Below are 17,863 nucleotides of genomic sequence, written 5' to 3'. Positions count from 1 at the left end.
TGACGATCGGCATGCCGGTCGGTCCCGGGCCGTGCCTCCGAGGAGCCCGGCGTTCGAGCGGCGGACTGTGCCCTGCTGGGCGGCGCCCCTGCCCGGCTTCGACCTCAGCCGCTGACGGAGAAGTCGCGGAACCGGTAGTCGGACAAGGGGTGGCTGGGGGTCGGGACCAGTCCGCTGACCCCGGCCGCGTACGCGTCGACCTGGTTCTTGAAGCCCCAGACGATGTAGCCGCCGCGCTCGTGCTCGATCTTCTGGGCCGCCTTGAGCAGTTCGTTGCGCTTGCCCTCGTCGAACTGGCCGCGGGCCTGGTTGATGAGGGAGACGAACTCCGGGTCGTTCCAGTGCGTCTCGTTGTACGGGGCGCCCTTCATCGAACCCTGTTCCACCTGAGCCAGGTAGTTCCGCGTGAACCAGTAGTCCATGGCGAACGGCCACCTCAAGTACTTGTCACCGTAGAAGTTCCCGGAGTCCGTCTTACGGACCCGCACCGTCACCCCGGCGCCCCTGGCCTGCTGGGCGAAGAGCTGCGCGGTCTCGACCGCGCCGATGCCGATGCCGTTGGAGGTGACCAGCTCCACGTTGAGCCCCTCGTACCCGGCGGCCTTCAGCAGGAATTTGGCCTTGCCGAGGTCCTGGACGCGCTGCGGCAGATCGTGGTTGTACGCCGGGTCGAGGGGTGAGTACAGGTCGTTGCCGATGCGTCCCTGTCCTCTGAGTACCTGGCGGACCATCTGAGGCCGGTCGACGATCAGCCGCATCGCCTGGCGGACCCGGTCGTCCGCGAAGGGACCGGCATTCACGCGCATGGTCAGCGGGGTCCAGGCACCGGGCTCCGAGATCAGCACCTTGCAGCCCTGGGCTTCGACCAGCTTGATCTGCTCGAGCGGCAGGTTGTCCATGGCGTCGATCTCGTGCCTGAGCAGCGCGTTGACCCTGGCCGTGTCGTCGGGGAAATCGATGATGTGCAGTTGGTCGACGTAGGCCGGGCGGCGCCAGTAGTCGTCGAACCTGGTGAAGACGCTTTGGTCCCCGGGGGTGAAGGACTTGTACACAAACGGGCCGGTGCCGACGGGTTTCCTGAGGTCGAAGTCGGCCGGGACGATAGCCATGACAGTCTGCGCGAGCAGGTCCTCCAGCAGGGCATACGGAGCCTTCAGCGGGATACGCACGGTCAGGGAGTCGAGCCTCTTGAGGTCCGCGACGTCGACCACGGAGAGGCTGGTCGCCCCGGCGGTGGGCGCCTTGGGGTCCGCGATCCTGCGCAGGGAGGCGATGACGTCGTCGGCGTCCAGAGTCTTGCCGTTGTGGAACTCCACCCCGGAACGCAGCCTCAGCGTCCAGATCGTGCCGTCCTTGGACGGCTCCATCGACTCCGCGAGCAGGGGCTTGACACGGTATCTCTCGTCATGCACGAACAGCCGCTCGAACAGATTCACCGCCCGCGCGTGATCGGGCCAGATGACGGGGTTGTGAGGGTCGAGGGTGTCCTTGGCGCTGCCGCCGGTACAGCCGATGCGCAGGAGACCGCCCTTGTTCACGGGCTTGGCTCCCGAGGAGTCGCCGCCGGACCCGGAGCACCCCGAGAGCAGGCCCGCGGCTGCCGCGGCCAGCAGGCCGCCACCACTGCGGAGGACGGTTCTTCTCCTGATCGTGTCGGTGGGGCGGTTTCCGTGCTCGGTCATGGGCAGGTCTCGCATTCACATCGGGGCCGCTCTCTTGGCGCGCTGACCGCTCGGCTGACACGCAGCACCGAGACATCTACAACGCGGCAAAGGACAGTCGGCCGGGCTTCCCGCACGCCACAGCCGACCACCACGCCAGCGCGGTCATCCCATTACGCTGGTCATGGAGATTAGAACATACACATATCGAACACCCATCGAACATCGGGAAAAGGTACCAGGACCCGGGCCGGGTCTGCCCAACGGGGTGGATCGGCTCATGGCCGGGGATCCTGAGCAGTTCACCGCGGGCGCCACGCCGGTCACCGACGCGGACGCGGCCGAGGCCGACACGCCCGGCCCCGACTCTGCCCGGGCCTTCATCAAGGACTTGATGTGACTGCTCCGGGGCCGGACCGTTGATGCGGCATGGGGCGGCGCGATGTGACGGACCCGGAGTGGGGCGGCTTCGGACGTTTCTGCCAGTGAGCAATGGCCGTTGTGGTGGGTGGCGGATCACCGACAGGTGTTCGAAGGGATCCCGCATCGGAGGTCTACGCCCGGACCAAGCGGTTCCTCATGGCGTCGTCCTACGTCTCGGGTGTCCAAGATCCGGAGTCAGGGCCCCTTCACGCTACGAGGGGAGGGACACGCCCCGCCTCCCCTCAGATCGGTGTGACCGGCCTGGCGGTCATGGGCCGTAATGTGGCCGCAACCGTGCCCGCCCAGCCTCATGGGCGAGCCGACGTTCGCCGACGACATCGGCAGGCGCAGGTCCCCCCGGTGGGAGGTCGTCGCCTCCGCCGCCCGCCGCGGCATCCCTGCCCCGGCCCTCGCGCACTACGACACCCCTTCGCGCCGGCCGACTGCCTGCCGCCCTCCTACAGGGCCAGGTGGAGTTCCTCGGCGACGCAACTGAGTGGTCCGAAGCCGGGTCGGCACAGCCGCCCGGTGAGACTGACGGCGGTGACAAGAGAGGAGACCGGTCCGCAGGAAGGCGGTCTGCGCACCGCGCAGCCCGCACGGTTCGTGGGCGACATCGGCCGGCGATCACCTGCAGAGCGAGCGGGCTCCCGGGCTGTTGCCCTTGAAGCGCTGGCCCGTGGCGATCTCATCGCCCACTACCGACCAGACGGTCTCGTCGTCGTGGAAGGGGAGTGGGTCGATGCTGCTCGTCTCCTCACGGATGCGATCGACCTCGCGGTCCAGGCGCTCGAAGTCGGCTTCCTCCTCGTCCTCGTCGCCGCTGAAGGTGAACTCCTCGAGCAGGAGCTGGAGCCGGAGGGTGACCTGGACGAGGGAGGAGACGTCCGCGTGGAGTTCTACCACGGTCTCCTCGTCGGGGTCGAGGGCGTGCACCTTGCCGGATACGGGGTCGAGGGCGAGGTGCGCGTTGAGCAGCCAGCCGATGACGGGCCAGTCACCCGGGGCGTCCTCGAAGTCCTCGAAGTCCTCGATGTAGACGACATCCTGGACGAGGGGCAGCAGGCTGTCGTCCTCATCGGGCTGACGCAGCAGGAGCACCCCAGTGGGGACGCCGACGGTCTGCAGGAGGCCGGCGCCCTCGGTGTCCGCGGCGGCGGGCGGGAAGGCGGTGGCGGGCACGGTCGCGATTCGGCCCTCGCCGAAGGTGTCGACGAGCTCGCTGCGGGTGACGTCGAAAAGCACTTCCCGAACTCCGAACTCGGTGGCGGCACGGGCACCGTGGGACTCATAGTGGACGGAAGCGGTCATAACAACAGCGCCCGCTTGTCTTCAAAATGTACTGATGAGCGAACCAGGAACTCGCGGAGCTGCCGAATCACGGTATGCGCGCCTCGGCCAGCTCGATCGTCAACACCGGCCCACTCATGGCTCGGAGCCTAACCAGTCAGAGCGATGCCCCCAATCGATTACCGAGCGTGACTGCTCCACGGAAGTTGAGCCAGAGCCCGAGTTTTGACAGTACCGGAGTGCTTGACCGGCCAACATCAAGATGGTCCAGAGGAAAGGTGCTGGTCATGCCGCTGAAAGCTTTGTTGCAGTCCGGGACGAGGTGGCACGGTGATCAACCACGATGAGGCGTCGGCCGTCCGACCGTTGACACTGGCTTGGGTGCGTCGGCATCTGGAGGTCGGCGAACGGATCGTCAGAACAGAGGCGCTGCACGGCGGCATCACTGCCGAAATGCGGAGGCTGATCATCGGCACGCGGGACCGGGGCACCCGTGACCTGGTGCTGCGGAGCTTCGTCGACCCGTTCTACATGGAGCGTGCCGAGGACTGGCTGAACAGGGAGGCTGGCGCCCTGACACTGCTGGCGGGGACCGACGTGCCGGCTCCTGGACTGGTCGCGGTTGATCCGACCGGCGCGCATTGCGAGTATCCGTCGCTCCTGATGACACATCTGGCGGGCCGGACGGTCCTGGACGATGAGGGATTGGAGACGCGAGTCCCTCCCCCACCGGAGGTGAACCAAGTGACTTCTCAGTCTCCTGAACGCGGCCGGGTGTACCGGCGTTGCGGCTGCCGTCGCCCGGACGGCCGGCAGTTCGGCGCCAGCTGCCCCCGACTCCAAGACGGTTCAGGGCACGGATCCTGGGCTTTCGCTGTCGACCTGCCCTCGGCCGACGGCAAGCGCCATCCGCTGTGCCGTAGCGGATTCGCCACGCGCAAGGCCGCCGAGACAGCGCTCGAGCGCGCCCTGGAGTCCGAGCGGACCGGCCTGGACTGCAGCGAGGATCTCACCCTGGCCACGTATCTGGGCGAGTGGCTGCGTCTCAAGGAGAAGGTGCTCAAGCCCACCACGTTCGCCCGCTACCGCGACCACGTGCACGCCGATCTCATCCCGTCCTTCGGACGGCTGCTCCTGACCGACCTGCGGGCCCGGCACATCACCGCCTGGAGCGAGGCCGAACTCATCCGCGGATGCGGGCGCACCGCCGTCTACCGGATCGGTGCCCCCTTCTCCAGCGCGCTTGGCCATGCCGTGCGCACGCGCGTGATCCCGGCCAACCCGTGCCGGTACATCCTGCTGCCCCGTCCGGTCGCGCCGGAGCGGATCTGCTGGAATCCCCGCAGGCCGCGGCGTTTCTGCGGCACGACCATGCTCACTACGGCGATCAGATGGCTGATCTGTTCGAGCTGCTGCTGGGCACCGGTATGCGGCGTGGTGAGTCCCTGGGGCTGCACTGGACGGATGTCCACCCGGCCGAGCGGATGCTGCTGGTGTGCGCTGGAACCTGACGGCCGTGAACAACAACCACCTCTACCTCGGCCATCCGAAAACCAAAGCCAGCCGAAACTGGGTGAGCCTGGCCCCGCGCGTGGTCGCCGCCCTCGAGCGCCAGGCCGCGCTCGCCCGGGCCAGCCAGCCCAAAGGCACACCACTGGAGGGGCTGGTCTTCTGCCGCCCCGACGGCTCGCTGCTGCGCCCGCAGGGCGGCGCGCAGCCGAGCTCGGCCTGCCGCGGTGCGGCAGTCTTCCCTGCCGGGTTCGGCTTGATGTACGGCGCGGGATTCGCCCTGGTCTTCGGTCTCGGCCTGACGGTGTCCGTGCGTTCGGACATCCACCTCAAAGCAGCCCTGTCGGCAGCCCTTGCCGTGGGACTGGCCGGAGGTGCCGGTGCGGGGGCAGCGCTCCAGGGCTTCGGCGCGTTCGCCGGCCTGGTAGCGGGACTCGCCGGCGGAGCACTGGCGCTGGCTGTGGCAGTACATGTGGGGATCGCTCTGGCCCGCAGAAGGGGAGGCGGTCTCCCCGACCAGGATGAACCCGGGCTTCCCAGTCCCGACAGTGCGCTGCACAATGATTTCGTGGCGGGTGTTGTCGCGGGAGCTATCACGGGGATCATCGCGTTTGTCGTGGCCTGGCGCGCGTCGTGGATGTCTGTCCCGCTGCCTCTTGCCGTCGTCGTGGGTGCTTCAGCCTTCCTCGCCGCCGGTCCGGGATTCACCTCGGCAGTGTCACGACGCTACGTGGCTCTGCTCCTCTGCACCAGGGGTCGCCTTCCCTGGCGCCTTGCCCGTTTCCTACGGTGGGCGCGTACCGCAGGCATCATGCGCATCGCCTCCACGGCGTACCAGTTCCGCCACGACCGCCTACTCCAGTGGCTCGGACGGTGAGGGGACAAGAAAACAGCGAGCGATCGCACTCATTCTCGCGATCAGGTTCGAGGTGTACGGCTGTGGGTGCCGGAAACCGTGTCACCCGAGGTGACCTGCGGGTTCGGATCTATCGGAGCGCAGGAGGTTGGGCGAGTGCTTGCAGGGCATGATGCTGGGTCGTGACCGTACGTCTGATCCATCTGCTCGGGTGCCAGACCTTCCGATGGCTCGCACTGCTGGCCCGGTCGAGCGCGGCGAAAGACATTGCGAACGCCAGACCGCTACACCCCTTGCCCCCACCGATCGACGGCCCGGACACGTTAGCCCGCCGAGACATACGTCGACTCGATCGCCTCGGCGGCATCCTCCACGCATACCGACATGCGGCGTGACCTGCACGGATGATTTTTCCGGCAAGGGCACACGGCAGCGGCCCAGCGGGGCATCATCCTCGTCATGCTCACCACTGCGATCGGGCCCAACTACCGTGGACGCGCCGGGCGGGACCCCGGCGTCGAGCGCGGCCCACCACCACGCGCTCGCCGTGCTCAGGACGGCGTGCCCAAGCCAACTGACCGTCGAAAAACCGCAATTCCGCCGTCCCAGGGGTCAGCAGAGCCCGCGGTACGGTACTTCGGGAATCATCCGCTCCCAGTCGCCCCGCGAGAGCCCGCCCTGAGCACGTTCGCAGACCGCGTCGGCCACCTGGTTCTCCGACACGTGGTACGTCTGCGACGGAATGTGATCGCTGGCCACTGTCACGGTGCCGTCGTCCCGGCTGAATGCGACGGACTGGACGGGGTCGGACGGGATGGGGAGGACGGACCCCAGGGGCTGGTTGGCGGCGGCATCCCACAGCCGAAGGGTCCCGTCGAGGCCGGCCACGGCCAGGGTACGGCTGTCGTGGGAGAAGCCCAGCGCGGTCACCGGTGCCGCGGAGTCCTGGCGAACGTCGGTGATCAGCCCGGACATGATCCCCAGGCGCTTGCTCAGATGGCCGTCGAGCAGTGTCACCCTGCCGGAGTGGTCGCCTGCCGCCAGATACCGGCCGTCGGGGCTGAAAGCCATCACCTCGACGCCCGTCCAAGGCAGACCTTTGGACGCCGCTCCCCCGGCGGTCGGGAGGTCTGCCGTGCCGGCCCCCGCCGAAAGCGGCCTGACCCGCGCGGAGGGGGAGGTCAGATCGACGGCATGGCCGTCCGATGTGACGAGCCACCGTCCGTCGGGAGAGATGGTCAGGGCGTCGCCGCCGACGCCCTTGATGACCCGGGTCCTCGCACGGGTACGGACGTCCCAGACCTCGCTTCGCCACGTATCCGCACCCCGGCGGAGCGACACCGCCAGGGTCGAGCCATCCGGACTCAGCGCGATCCGGCGGACCAGAGCCCTGGGACGGATGGCCAAGGTGAGCTTCACAGGGCCGCTCCCCTCGCGCCACAAGACGACGCGCTGACGGGAACCCGGCTCGTCCACTGAGGTCAGCGTATAGGCGGCGCTGCGTCCGTTCGCCGCGAACGCCACGAGGCCGTAACACGAGGTGGCCGACGCGCCGCCCCGCCCGCCCGGGGTGTCCGCCCCGGAACAGGTGCCGATCCCGGGAGCGTTCCCCTTGTCGCGGCCGCTGCGCACATCGACGAACCGGAACCGCTTCTGACCGTGCGACGGCCGAGCGGTGGCCAGCGTCGCACCGTCCGGGCCGAGCCACATGCCCTCCGGCGGATCCGTGGTCCAGCGCAGGTGTGCCAGATCGCCCAGGCTGACCGTACGGACGGCCTTCCCGGCCCCGGTGTCGGGACCCGCGTCGGCGATGTAGCGGAGGAACCGGGCGCCGGTATCGATGCTGAAGTCGCTCGCCGAGTCCGCTGTGGTGGCGTACTGGAAAACGGCGTCGTCGGACACCGGTCGCCGCCACATCTGGAGTTTTCCCTGACCCGAGGTCACCAGGAACTTTCCGTCCCCGGTGTAGCGCATCGCCGCCGACCCGTTGCCCCGGAACTCGTCGATCCGCCGGCCGGAGACCGTGTCCCAGGTGCCCACCCGCTCTCCGACTCCGAAGGTCACCCGGCCGCCGTCGGGACTGAAGGCCACGGCGCACTCGTCGGACTCCCCCACCCGGTAGGCGTTCCGCAGGGTCACCGGGCGCTGCCGGGCGACCCGCCAGAGTCGTATCCGCCCGTCTTCCGGACACAGCCCCACCAGGCGGTCGTCCCGGCTGACGGCCGCTTTACGCAGTCCCGGCACCCGCTGCTCGAAGAGCGTGCGACGACGCTCCAGGTCCCACAGGCGCACCGTGATGGTGCCGCCGCCCGGGCCGTCGTCGGCCAGGACGGTGCGCCCGCTCGGGCCGAAGACCACCGTCGTCGGCCATCGGGAGGTGAGAGGTGCGCCGACCCGGTGTCCCCCGGCCACGTCCCACAGGACCAGCCCGCCGTCCCCGGCCAAGGCGAGCCGACGGCCGTCGGGACTCAGTGCGCTCACGTCCCAGTCGTCACCGATGCCGGGGTACCGCCCGGTTCTGCGGTGGCTGGATACGTCCCAGGCCGTCACCTGCCGACCGGTCGCCTGGAGCAGCACACGTCCGTCGCCGCTGAGGAAGAGCTGATCAGCCAGGTCTTCGGGCGCCGGAGCGAACCGGTCCTCCTCCCGCTGCTCCATCGACCCCAGCAGCGCCGACCGGGTCTCCGTTGTGGGTGCGGTACGCCAAGCTGCCAGGCTCAGCCGCATCGCGGTGACCGGGTCCGAGTAGCGCAGATTCTCCGCCACGGCGGCCACGCGCCGGGCCGCGGCCTGCACCCGGCGCTCGTCGCTGGTGCGGTTCTGCTGCCACGCGACCACGCCGGCCACCAGGGACACCACCAGCAGCAGGGAGAACGTGGTGCCCAGACCGCGCCGCCGACGGCGTTCCCGGGTGAGAGCCGTGCCGCTGGCACCGAGGAACTCCCGCTCCAGCGGGACGAGACGGCCGTCCCAGTCGGACCGGGGGAACACCTCCTGTGCGACGGCCAGACGCGCTCCGCGGTACAGCGCCCCAGGATCGCGGCCGAGATCCCGCCACGCGATGGCCGCCTCGGTGAGCCGACGGTGGACACGCAGCCGCTCGCGCTCCGCGCCGATCCAGTTCCGCAGCCGGGGCCAGGCGGTGATCAGGGCTTCGTGGGCCAGGTCGACCGTGTCCCCGTCGAGGGTGACCAGCCGGGCGCGGGCGAGATGTTCGATGACGGTGGCGGTGTCGCCTTCATCGCCGAAGTCGAGTTCGTCGCGGTGGGTGGGGCGGCGGGTGTCGGGCGTGCCGTCCCCCGGGGTGATCAGCCGCAGCAGAACACTCCGGGCGACATCGGCCTGGGCAGGGCTGAGCCGACCGTGGACCTCCTCGGCGGTGCGGGCGATCGCGCCGTGGAGCCCGCCGCTCGCCTCGTAGTTCTCCATGGTCAAGGCGCGGCCCTTGCGGCGGCGCCAGGTCTCCAGCAGGGCGTGGGACATCAGCGGAAGACCGCCCGGCTCGCCTTCCACCTCCGTGATGATGCGGGCGGTCAGGTCGCGTTCGACGATCAGCCCGGTGGCCTGGGCGGGTCTGACGATCGCTTCCCGCAGCTCGTCGCTGTTCATGGGCGGAGTCAAGAGGGTGGCGTCGCGCAGGGCGTCGGCCAGCGGCTGATGGCCGGCCAGGTTGCCGAAGAAGTCCGCCCGTACCGAGATCAGCACCCGCATCCCGCTGCCCGGGTCCATGGCCTCCAGCAGTAGGTCGATAAAGGCCGTCCGTTCGGCCGGGTCGGTGCAGAGGGTGTACAGCTCCTCGAACTGGTCGACGATCAGCCAGGTGTCGCCGCTCGCCGCGTCCTTCGGGGTGAGCCGACGGTCGCGGTCGCGCAGCGGGTGCTCGCCCGGCGTGATGATGCGTACGCCTGCGGGCCGCACGCTCGGGTCGCCGGCCGTTCGCAGACGGGGGATGAGTCCGGCTCGCAGAAGGGACGACTTGCCGCTGCCGGAGGCTCCGACCACGGCGGCCAGGCGTCGGCCACGCGTCAGCCGCAGCACGTCGTCGATGAGCTGGTCGCGACCGAAGTACAGGTCCGCGTCGTCCGGTTCGAAGCGGGCCAACCCCCGGTACGGCTCGGGGGTGCCGTCATCCGCCCGTGGTTCGGCGGCGTCCTCCTCGGCTGCCTGCCGCCAGCGCCGCTCCCACTCCTCGGCGTCCCCTCCGCACGCCCGTACGTAGGCCAGGACGACCGGCAGGGTCGGCAGCCGCTCCCCCGCGGCCGCCTGGGACAGCGTGCTCGCCCCGTGGCCCGACTTCCGCGCCATCGCCCGGTAGGTGGGACCTCCGGCCTCCTGGCGCAACTTGCGCAACGCGTATGCGAACCGCTGCACCGGCCCCTCGGCCGGATCCAGCGGCGCCTCACGACGACCCGCCATGGGTGATCCTTCCCGGTCTGTCCCGCCCGCCCCGCGCCCCCTCCCGGCGGTCCGGCCATTGATCAGGCTGGTGGGAGGTGGCTGTCATTCAATGCCGCGGCGGCTGAACTCGGAGGTGACCGGGGCCAGAAGGCCGGGGAGCCCGGCGCTTTCCCAGTCCCGGTCATGACCCGCCCAGCCCTGAACGAGGGCCGGGTTATCACAGCGAGCCCGCCGGGCTCGACACGGGGAGGAATCACCATGCGCAACCAGGACAGGTACACCACAGTCGCCCGCGCTTCGGCCGGAGTCGTGACGGGGACGGGGAACTGGCCGCCGCCGCGGTCGGCGGACGCGTCGGCAGCCGGCTGACGGGGGTGGAAGCCGGTGCGCGCCACGGAGGCCGGGCGCGCATCGGCTTGCCCTCCGCCCGGCGCCGGGGGCCGATGGGGCTTCGGCGTCATGGCCGGGCTTCCAGCAGGGCTCGTACCTCGTCGGCCTCGGAGGTGTCGGATCGGCCGAGGAGGCGCAGTGCCTGCTCCCAGCAGGTGCGGGCCCGTCCGGACTGGCCGAGCTGTTCCAGCGCTCGCCCGAGCGCGGTCAGCGCATGCGCGCGACGCTGGTCGCCGCCAAGGTCGTTGAGCAGGGCGAGGGCGTGTTCGGCCTGGGCGGCGGCCCGCTGGGGGCGCCGCATGGCCAGTTCCGCCTGGGCCATCCGGTAGTGGGTCATGCCCTGCCAGAAGGGCTGTCTGGTTTCCTCGAATCCGTCCAGCGCCCGCTGGAGCTGGGACAGAGCCTGCTCATGGCGATGGGCCCGGTGAAGGGCGAGGGCCAGGGCGTAGTGGCCGTTGGCCAGGCGGAGTCGGGCGCCGAGTTCCTGCCAGGATTCGACGGCTTGCTCGCAGGCGGCGATGGCCTGCTCGCTCCGGCCGAGTTCGAGGTCGGCTCTGGCCATGTTCATGAGCATGCTGGTCTCGCCGTAGCGGTTGGCGTCGGCCCGGAAGACCTCCATGGCCTGCCGGTAGTGGGCCGCCGCCTCCTCGTAGCGGTTCCGAGCGGTGGCGAGGTTGCCCTGCAGGTTCAGCGAATAGCTGTGGGTGAGGGGGTCCTGGGCGGTCCGGCCGAGAGTGAGGGCAAGCCGCGCCTGGGCCCCTGCCTGGTCCAGCCGACCGGCGAGATGGTGCACCTGGCCGAGGAGGAGTCGGGCCCGTCCCTCGGACCCAGTGTCCCGCACGGAGCCGGCGCGGTCGGCCACCGCCTGGGCGGCCTGCTCGTACTGGTGCACACAGGTGCCCGATTCCATCAGGTCCTGGCTGGCGAGCAGCAGATCGGCCGCCCTGCGCAGCAGGGCTGGCTCGTCGACCGCCTGGTGGACGGTGGCGAGCAGAGCGGGTCCTTCGTCGAAGAGCCAGCTCAGGGCCGGTTTGCTGTCGTCGAACGGGAGCCCGGGCCAGGTGGTCGGGGCCAGGTGGTGGAGCAGCCGGTCGCCGGGGTTGTGGAGCGCGTAGGTGCCGATGGCGGTGGCCAGGTAGAAGTCGAGGAGCCGGGACAGGACTGCCCGGCGTTCCGCGCCGGTCTCTTCGGCTTCGGCGCGCTCGCGGGCGTAGAGGCGCAGTAGGTCGTGGTAGCGCCAGCGATCGGAGGCGGTCGACTCCAGCATGCTCAGGTCGACCAGGGATTCCAGCAGGGCCGCGGTGACGCGGCCCTCCCGTGGGTCGCGGCGGAGGACAGCGGCGGACGTGGGGAGCGAGAGACGCGGGGCGTCCGGGACGGCCAGCAGTCGGAAGGCCCGTGCCTGCTCGGGGGACAGCTGCCCGTAGCTCAAGGCGAAGGAGGCCTCGACGGCCAGATCGCCGGTGCGCAGTTCGCGCAGTCGATGGTGCTCATCGGCCAGCCGACCGGTCAGGGTGGTGACCTTCCAGGCCGGGCGAGCGGCCAGCCGGGCGGCGGCGATACGAATCGCGAGCGGCAGGAAGCCGCAGGCCGCGACCGCTTCCTGACACGCCTCGGGCTCTTTCGCGGCCCGCTCCGGGCCCACGATCCGGGTGAAGAGGTCCAAGGCTTCCGGCGGGTCCATGACATCCAGACCGACCAGGTCGGCGCCGTCGAGATCCGCCATACGGGCGCGGCTGGTGATCAGGACCGCGCAGCCCGGAGCCCCGGGCAACAACGGGCGTATCCGGGCCGCACTGTGCGCATTGTCCAGCAGGACCAGGAACCGGCGGCCGGCCAGGAGCGAGCGGTACAGCGCCGCCCGCTCCTGAGTGCCCTCGGGCAGGGCGCCGGGCGGGATTCCCAGAGCGCGCAGGAAGGTGCCGAGCACCACCGCGGGCTCGGCCGGGCGCGGGCCGTGGCCCAGCAGGTCCGCGTAGAGCTGTCCGTCGGGAAAGCGCTCCCGTACGGACTGGGCGACGTACACGGCCAGGGCGGTCTTGCCCACCCCGCCCAGTCCGTGCACCGCGGCGATGGCCACCGCTGTTCCGCGCGGGCGCAGCAGATGTTCCCGCAGAGTGTCCACGGTGGCCCGGCGCCCGGTGAAGTCGGTGGTCCGCGCGGGGAGTTGCGCCGGGCGCGGAACCGTGGGGCGGACGGCCGCCGAGTCCGTCGGCGCGGCGGGCGGGGTGGCGAGCGCGGGGTCGACGCGCAGGATGCGCTGGTATAGCCGCTTGAGATCGGGGCCGGGGTCCACACCTAGTTCTTCGGCGAGCAGTCGGCGCGTATCGGCGTAGACGCCCAACGCTTCAGCCTGCCGGCCACTGCGGTACAGGGCCAGCATCAACATGATACGCAGCCGCTCCCGCAGCCGGTGCTCAGCCGTGAGCGCGGTCAGCTCCGAGACCATCTCCGTGTGCAGGCCCAATTCCAAGTCGAGCTCAAGACGGGTTTCCAACAAGGCCAGGCGCCACTCCTCCAGACCACTGCGCTGGGCATGCGCATTCGGGCCGGGAACCCCGGCAAGGGGTTGCCCATCCCACAGCATCAGCGCCATGTGCAGCAATCTCCGTGCCTCAGCCAGATCCCCTGTTGCCCGGGCACGCTTCGCTTGCGTCTCGTATTCCCTGCAGACCTCGAGGTCCAGCGCCCGTTGCTCCGCTCGGAGCGCGTAGCCTCCGGATTCTGAGACCAGCACGCCAGGCCCCAGCTTCCGACGCAACCGGAAGACGTAGGTGCGCAATCCGGCGAGCGCTTCAGGCGGTGGCGCTTCCCCCCACACCGCGTCAACCAACTCGTCTGCGGTGGCAGTGCGTCCCTGACGAAGCAGCAATGCGCACAGCAGGGTCTGTTCTTGCGGGCTGAGGGGCGCGAGCTTCTGCTCACCGCGCCACATACGAACTGGGCCCAGCACGGCGAACCGTAACCCTGTGTCCGCGGCATCGTGCAGCTTGTGCGATCTCCCGGTGACGCTGGCCTTCCTTGGCGGCAGTTGTCCATCGACGGCGGAGATATCGGATGCGGCGGGTGAGTCCCCTGTCGATCGGCGGTGTGGGGGGAGGGTGAAGCCGAGTTGTTCGAGTGGCATTCCGAACATCTCTTCCAGCACCCGCTGCCTCGAGGGTCCCGGGCAGGGTGGGTTTGGCTGGCGCCACCGGTGAAACTGCCGCGCTGTCACCTGCTCGGGCTCTCCGAGGCTGGCCGCGACCCTGGCATACGCCTTGAGGAAAATCTCTGGCCGATCCCACTGGCGCTTCTCGCACAGCCGTCTGAAGACCGCCTGATCCACTCGCGTCTCGCCTCCGCGCTCCACTTGTTCTACGGATGCCCGATCACCGTAGTCCCCCACGATGAACCGGCTCCAGTGCGTAACCAGCCACAAGTCCGAAAGTCCGATCGCCGGACTCTCCGCGTTACCGGGCGGCTCACGGGAGCGTCAGTGACCAGGGCCGACATCTTCGAAGGAGAACATCCGTTCGGCGATCCCTGAATTCACTGACTTTTTATGCGCGAACGGTTCCCTGTTGTTGTGCTCGAACGTCGGTAAGGAGCAGTCCTCGGATGGCGTCCTCTCAAATGGGGAGTCAATCCGGGCGCGCTGCTCGTCGAGATCGAATCGGAAAGAACGCGAAGTACGTTCAGTAACGGCAACCGGCCAAACTTCCTGGGCCGGCGCCAGGTTGACCAGCAATCTCGGTGGTGCAAGCCAGGTGGCGCGGTTCACCCCACGCCACCCTCACCACTCACACGGGGAAGGAACCCCTTCATGAACGCTCGCAAGCACATCGCCCTGGCCGCCTCCGCGGCCGTCCTCAGCGGAGGGTTCGCGCTCGCCGGCGCCACCGGTGCCACGGCCTCGGTCCCGCGATCGACCGGGACGGCCGCCGTCATGCAGCATCACTCGGCCAAGCGGGGGCAGGCCGATCACCCGGCGGCGAACCGGTGCCTTATCTGGAAGAAGAGTGGCTGGGCGACCGCCGGCTACTACACCAAGGTGACCACGTACCCGATCGTCAAGCAGGGCGCCTCGGGTAACAAGGTCAAGGAGATCCAGTGCCTGATCGACTACTCGCTCCCCGGGGGCTGGAGCGGTGCGATGGACGGCAAGTTCGGTCCCGCGACCAAGGCGGCCGTGAAGAAGGTCCAGGGGCAAAGCTGGTGCCATATCACGCGGGACGGGATCGTCGGCCCCAAGACCTGGAAGTGCCTGCGCCTGTGGGCGGGCTGAGGCGCACCAGCCCCACGGGAACGGGCTGATCGACGACGTGCAGGCACGCGTGGCCCGGCAGCGTGATGGCGGTCCATCCTCCCTCGGGAGGGGGAAGAGGATGAACTCGGGGATGGCGACGCCGCGGCGCACGGGGAGGGGGCGACGGCCGACCAGGCCGCCGTCTCACCCCAATGCCGGGCCGACGAGAACCGGCTGTCTTCAGCAGGCGGGTGTGTAGGTGATCCGGGCGTCGTGGCAGCCATCCGCTGGATCGGCGAGGGCTGTCACTTCTGCCGGGTCCGCCGAGAGTTCCCAGCGGGACTTCACCACGGTTCACTCCTCGACGTACCGGCAGCGGGCTCCCGGGTCGGCAGGTAGCCACTCGCGGGGATCCTGGTCAACCTTGCTGGATTCTCCCGAGCGCTCACTGCTGCCAGAACCATGGACCCGCGTTTCCACTAGCGGAACAGATCGCTCACCCGCTAACTGACCAGCTTTCCCTCACGCGCTCTGCATGGGTAGCTGAATGGATCTGATAACAGCTACTTGTGTGGGTGACTGATCGATAGCTGCACGGATTTCCCCTGTTGGCCGTCAGCGATCCGCTGACGGCCAACTGCTGAGGGCGGTCAGGACGCGCGGCGTCCTCGGCGCGGTCGGTTCGGCTGCCCGGGGGCAGCAGTGACAGCTGGACGTGTGGGGTGAGCTGTCCCTTGTCCGAGAGCTGGAGGAAGCCCAGACCGGTGAGCAGGTCTTTGTGGGCGCGCGGTTGCAGGTGCTGCTGGTGGGGGAGAGCCGGCGGGACGAAGCCGTCCAGGAACCGCCTGCTCGGCCATCCCCGACCCTTCTCGAAATTGCGGACGACGTCGATGTGGTGCTGCGGCAGTCGGGGCGCGGCGGCGTCCGTGGTCTGCTCAACGCATGACTGCAAGACCCTGAACACCAGGGTGACCGCAGTGCCCAGTTCGTTGCTGTCCTCCCGGGTGTGCGTGGGCGCATCAGGGTCTTGCCGCTTCCGGAAGAGTTCGAGGCCACCTTCCAGCCGCTTCGTGGCCATGCCGACCGCGTGGATGTCGCGGCCCTTGGCCCACCGGACCACAGTCTTCTGCCGGATGGCTGGCGCGGCCGGTGTCAGTGCTTGGTGACGCAAAGCCATAGACGCGGGTCGCGCCCGTGTTGTCGGCCCGGTCCACTGACCGCGCCTCGGCCTGATGGTTGCCGTCCTCGGCAGGAGCTACGGAGAACGACGCCCTGACGGCGAACGCCTGGGAGGAGGAGTCGATGCGCCGCTCGGACGTGGTGCTGTTCTGGATCCCCCGCGACATGAACCGGCTCCCCGGGCTGGTCTCCAACATCAAGTGGGGGGTGTGGTACGACTCGGGCCGGGCAGTGCTCGGTGCGCCGCCGGAGGCCGAGCGCATGGCGTACCTCCTGCACTTCGCCGAGGCATTCGGGGTACCGGTGGAGCGCACCCTTCCAGGGGCGGCGGGAGCGGCCCTGCACGCGGTGAGTCGCGGCTCCCGCCGCACCGGCGGCGAGCGGGCCGTTCCGCTCACGGTGTGGCGGTCCCGGCCCTTCCAGAGGCGGTACGCCGTCCGACAGGCGGCGGGCTGCCGTCTGCTGGACGCGCGCGTGGAGTGGTACGAGCGGGCCACCGCCCCGGACGGCGCCCCGGCCTGGCTGCTGACCGCCACGGTCGCGGGCGACGGGGCCTCCCCCTCCGTGTGCCGCCTGCTGTCGGCTCAGGGACAGGGCATGCTCATGTAGAGCGCCTGCTCACCCTCGGAGGGGGTGCCCTCGTAGAGGGCAGTGTCGAGCCCGCAGAAGGCGAAGCCCATCCGCCGGTACGCGTGGATCGCCGGCGCGTTGATGTTGGTGACCTCCAGCCAGATGTGACCGGCTCCCCGCTCACGGGCGAACTCCACCGCGACCCCCATGAGCGCGCGGCCGACCCCCCTGCCCCGGTGCTGCGGGGCGATCTCGATGTCGTCGATGGTCAGCCGGCGGTTCCAGGCGGAGTACGAGACGGCGACGAAGCCCGCCAGGTCGCCGGCTGCCCCATGGGCGACGAAGGTGCGGAAATCCGCGTCGTCCGCGTCGTCGCCGTCCGGCTCGTCCTCGGGGAACACCTTGGTCAGGGGCGGGTCCACCGGGACCTCCCGCAGCGCGAACCCGTCCTCGGTGACGGTCACCTGGAAGACGGTGCCGGTGGTGAAGGAGCCGTCCAGGGCCTCGATGGCCTCGGCGTCCTCGGGGGCAGCGGCGCCGTATCGGTAAGCCGTGTCGTCAACAGTGGCCATGGCACGACGCTACGACCGCTCCGACCACGACGGAACGGGTTTCGGCCGACCACGCCCGATCACCGACCCAGCCGTCTTCGTCGTCCGGAACCGTCTTCGTCGTCCGGTGCACAGCCGACCAGCCGCGTGGCGGTAGCCCTCAACCGGCCAGTCGCCGAGTTCTTCGTGGACGGCGACGCGCTCACTTCCGACGGGGAGACGGCGTCACTGCCCCGCCACTTCACACTGACCCGGGCGACGAGCGGCGCGACGGAGTACGTGTCCGGTCAGGTGACCTATCGGATGCTCTCCGACCGGGGGCCCAGCCTGGTGCTCGAGCCGATGCTGGTGCGCATCGTGTGCCGCTCGAAAAGTCATCGCCACAGCTGAGCGGGGTATCGCCACAGCTGAGCGGGGTGTGGACGGCCCGCTGGGATCATGCCCCACGTGATCGTGTCCTTGCTGTACAAGGTGACCCGGAAGCTGCTGACGGTACCAACTGTGCTCCTCCGTCGCGAGACGGCGAAGGACGCGGAACTGCTGGTACTGCGGCACGAGAACGCGGTCCTGTGCCGCCAGTTGACCGGGCCGGTGCGCTATGAGCCCGCCGACCGGTGCTGGTTCGCCGCCCTGTCCGGGCTGATACCCCGACGCCACTGGCTCAAGACCTTCCCGATCACCCCCGGCACCCTGCTCGCCTGGCACCGCAGGTTCATCGCCGCGAAGTGGGACTACACCGCGCGCCGACGCACCGGACGCCCACCCACTACGGCAGCGATCACACTCGTACTGCAGCCGGCCCGGGAGA

Annotated in this window: 11 protein-coding genes and 3 pseudogenes; 7 read left to right on the top strand and 7 right to left on the bottom strand. The window is 69.5% G+C overall.

All coding sequences use genetic code 11. The features are described from left to right. Positions 1-104 precede the first annotated feature (104 nt). Positions 105-1,682, bottom strand: a complete 1,578-nt coding sequence (locus tag ABZU99_RS19605; RefSeq protein ID WP_356050177.1) for an ABC transporter substrate-binding protein — start codon at positions 1,680-1,682, stop codon at positions 105-107. 1,029 nt (positions 1,683-2,711) lie between these two features. Beyond that, positions 2,712-3,329 carry an SUKH-4 family immunity protein gene (locus ABZU99_RS19600; RefSeq protein WP_356050182.1) on the bottom strand — a complete coding sequence of 206 codons (618 nt, stop codon included), beginning with the start codon at positions 3,327-3,329 and terminating at the stop codon, positions 2,712-2,714. 375 nt (positions 3,330-3,704) lie between these two features. Here ABZU99_RS19600 and ABZU99_RS19595 point away from each other — a divergent pair. The 3 genes and pseudogenes from ABZU99_RS19595 to ABZU99_RS19585 form a co-directional block, all read left to right on the top strand. Beyond that, positions 3,705-4,097 (top strand): annotated as a pseudogene (locus ABZU99_RS19595) (aminoglycoside phosphotransferase family protein); the annotation flags it as partial. A gap of 12 nt (positions 4,098-4,109) precedes the next feature. After that, positions 4,110-4,532, top strand: a pseudogene (locus ABZU99_RS19590) (hypothetical protein); the annotation flags it as partial. 337 nt (positions 4,533-4,869) lie between these two features. Beyond that, the gene (locus ABZU99_RS19585) at positions 4,870-5,760 is read left to right on the top strand and encodes a hypothetical protein (protein ID WP_356050185.1); all 891 of its coding nucleotides are present in this window, start codon (positions 4,870-4,872) and stop codon (positions 5,758-5,760) included. A gap of 591 nt (positions 5,761-6,351) precedes the next feature. Here the strand turns inward: ABZU99_RS19585 and ABZU99_RS19580 are convergent. From ABZU99_RS19580 to ABZU99_RS19570, 3 genes are all read right to left on the bottom strand, one after another. Beyond that, on the bottom strand, positions 6,352-10,155 hold the full coding sequence (locus tag ABZU99_RS19580; RefSeq protein ID WP_355955128.1) for a DNA-binding protein: 3,804 nt from the start codon (positions 10,153-10,155) through the stop codon (positions 6,352-6,354). A gap of 439 nt (positions 10,156-10,594) precedes the next feature. Next, positions 10,595-13,462: a BTAD domain-containing putative transcriptional regulator gene (locus ABZU99_RS19575; protein WP_355955138.1), complete on the bottom strand. Its 2,868-nt coding sequence runs from the start codon at positions 13,460-13,462 to the stop codon at positions 10,595-10,597. Between the two features lie 540 nt (positions 13,463-14,002). Continuing rightward, positions 14,003-14,290: a hypothetical protein gene (locus tag ABZU99_RS19570; protein ID WP_355955130.1), complete on the bottom strand. Its 288-nt coding sequence runs from the start codon at positions 14,288-14,290 to the stop codon at positions 14,003-14,005. Positions 14,291-14,332: 42 nt separating this feature from the next. On the opposite strand from ABZU99_RS19570, the gene ABZU99_RS19565 reads away from it, so the two are divergent. Beyond that, positions 14,333-14,794: a peptidoglycan-binding domain-containing protein gene (locus ABZU99_RS19565; RefSeq protein WP_355955132.1), complete on the top strand. Its 462-nt coding sequence runs from the start codon at positions 14,333-14,335 to the stop codon at positions 14,792-14,794. Positions 14,795-15,251: 457 nt separating this feature from the next. Here ABZU99_RS19565 and ABZU99_RS19560 read toward each other — a convergent pair whose 3' ends face one another. After that, entirely contained in the window at positions 15,252-15,932 is a 681-nt protein-coding gene (locus ABZU99_RS19560; protein WP_356050178.1) for a hypothetical protein, read from the bottom strand. Positions 15,933-16,057: 125 nt separating this feature from the next. On the opposite strand from ABZU99_RS19560, the gene ABZU99_RS19555 reads away from it, so the two are divergent. After that, the gene (locus tag ABZU99_RS19555; RefSeq protein ID WP_356050179.1) at positions 16,058-16,543 is read left to right on the top strand and encodes a hypothetical protein; all 486 of its coding nucleotides are present in this window, start codon (positions 16,058-16,060) and stop codon (positions 16,541-16,543) included. On the opposite strand, the gene ABZU99_RS19550 is transcribed toward ABZU99_RS19555, so the two are convergent. Further along, complete coding sequence (locus ABZU99_RS19550) at positions 16,519-17,076, bottom strand: GNAT family N-acetyltransferase (RefSeq protein ID WP_356050180.1); 558 nt, start codon at positions 17,074-17,076, stop codon at positions 16,519-16,521. The two genes, ABZU99_RS19555 and ABZU99_RS19550, sit on opposite strands and share 25 nt — an antisense overlap. Before the next feature lie 126 nt (positions 17,077-17,202). Between ABZU99_RS19550 and ABZU99_RS19545 the strand changes: the two genes are divergently transcribed. Beyond that, positions 17,203-17,445, top strand: a complete 243-nt coding sequence (locus ABZU99_RS19545; RefSeq protein ID WP_356050181.1) for a hypothetical protein — start codon at positions 17,203-17,205, stop codon at positions 17,443-17,445. Positions 17,446-17,502: 57 nt separating this feature from the next. Continuing rightward, positions 17,503-17,863: pseudogene (locus ABZU99_RS19540) on the top strand (integrase); the annotation flags it as partial.

Source organism: Streptomyces sp. NPDC005266, from assembly GCF_040607655.1.
Classification (GTDB): domain Bacteria; phylum Actinomycetota; class Actinomycetes; order Streptomycetales; family Streptomycetaceae; genus Streptomyces.
Note: the sequence above shows the minus strand (reverse complement) of the source record. Positions and strands in the feature narration are given on the sequence as shown.

Bases quoted from the DNA above. Each gene is read 5' to 3' on its own strand.
- ABZU99_RS19555 (WP_356050179.1), top strand. From the start codon at position 16,058: ATGCGCCGCTCGGACGTGGTGCTGTTCTGGATCCCCCGCGACATGAAC.
- ABZU99_RS19565 (WP_355955132.1), top strand. From the start codon at position 14,333: ATGAACGCTCGCAAGCACATCGCCCTGGCCGCCTCCGCGGCCGTCCTC.
- ABZU99_RS19550 (WP_356050180.1), bottom strand. From the start codon at position 17,076: ATGGCCACTGTTGACGACACGGCTTACCGATACGGCGCCGCTGCCCCC.
- ABZU99_RS19575 (WP_355955138.1), bottom strand. From the start codon at position 13,462: ATGTGGCGCGGTGAGCAGAAGCTCGCGCCCCTCAGCCCGCAAGAACAG.
- ABZU99_RS19605 (WP_356050177.1), bottom strand. From the start codon at position 1,682: ATGACCGAGCACGGAAACCGCCCCACCGACACGATCAGGAGAAGAACC.
- ABZU99_RS19580 (WP_355955128.1), bottom strand. From the start codon at position 10,155: ATGGCGGGTCGTCGTGAGGCGCCGCTGGATCCGGCCGAGGGGCCGGTG.
- ABZU99_RS19560 (WP_356050178.1), bottom strand. From the start codon at position 15,932: ATGGCTTTGCGTCACCAAGCACTGACACCGGCCGCGCCAGCCATCCGG.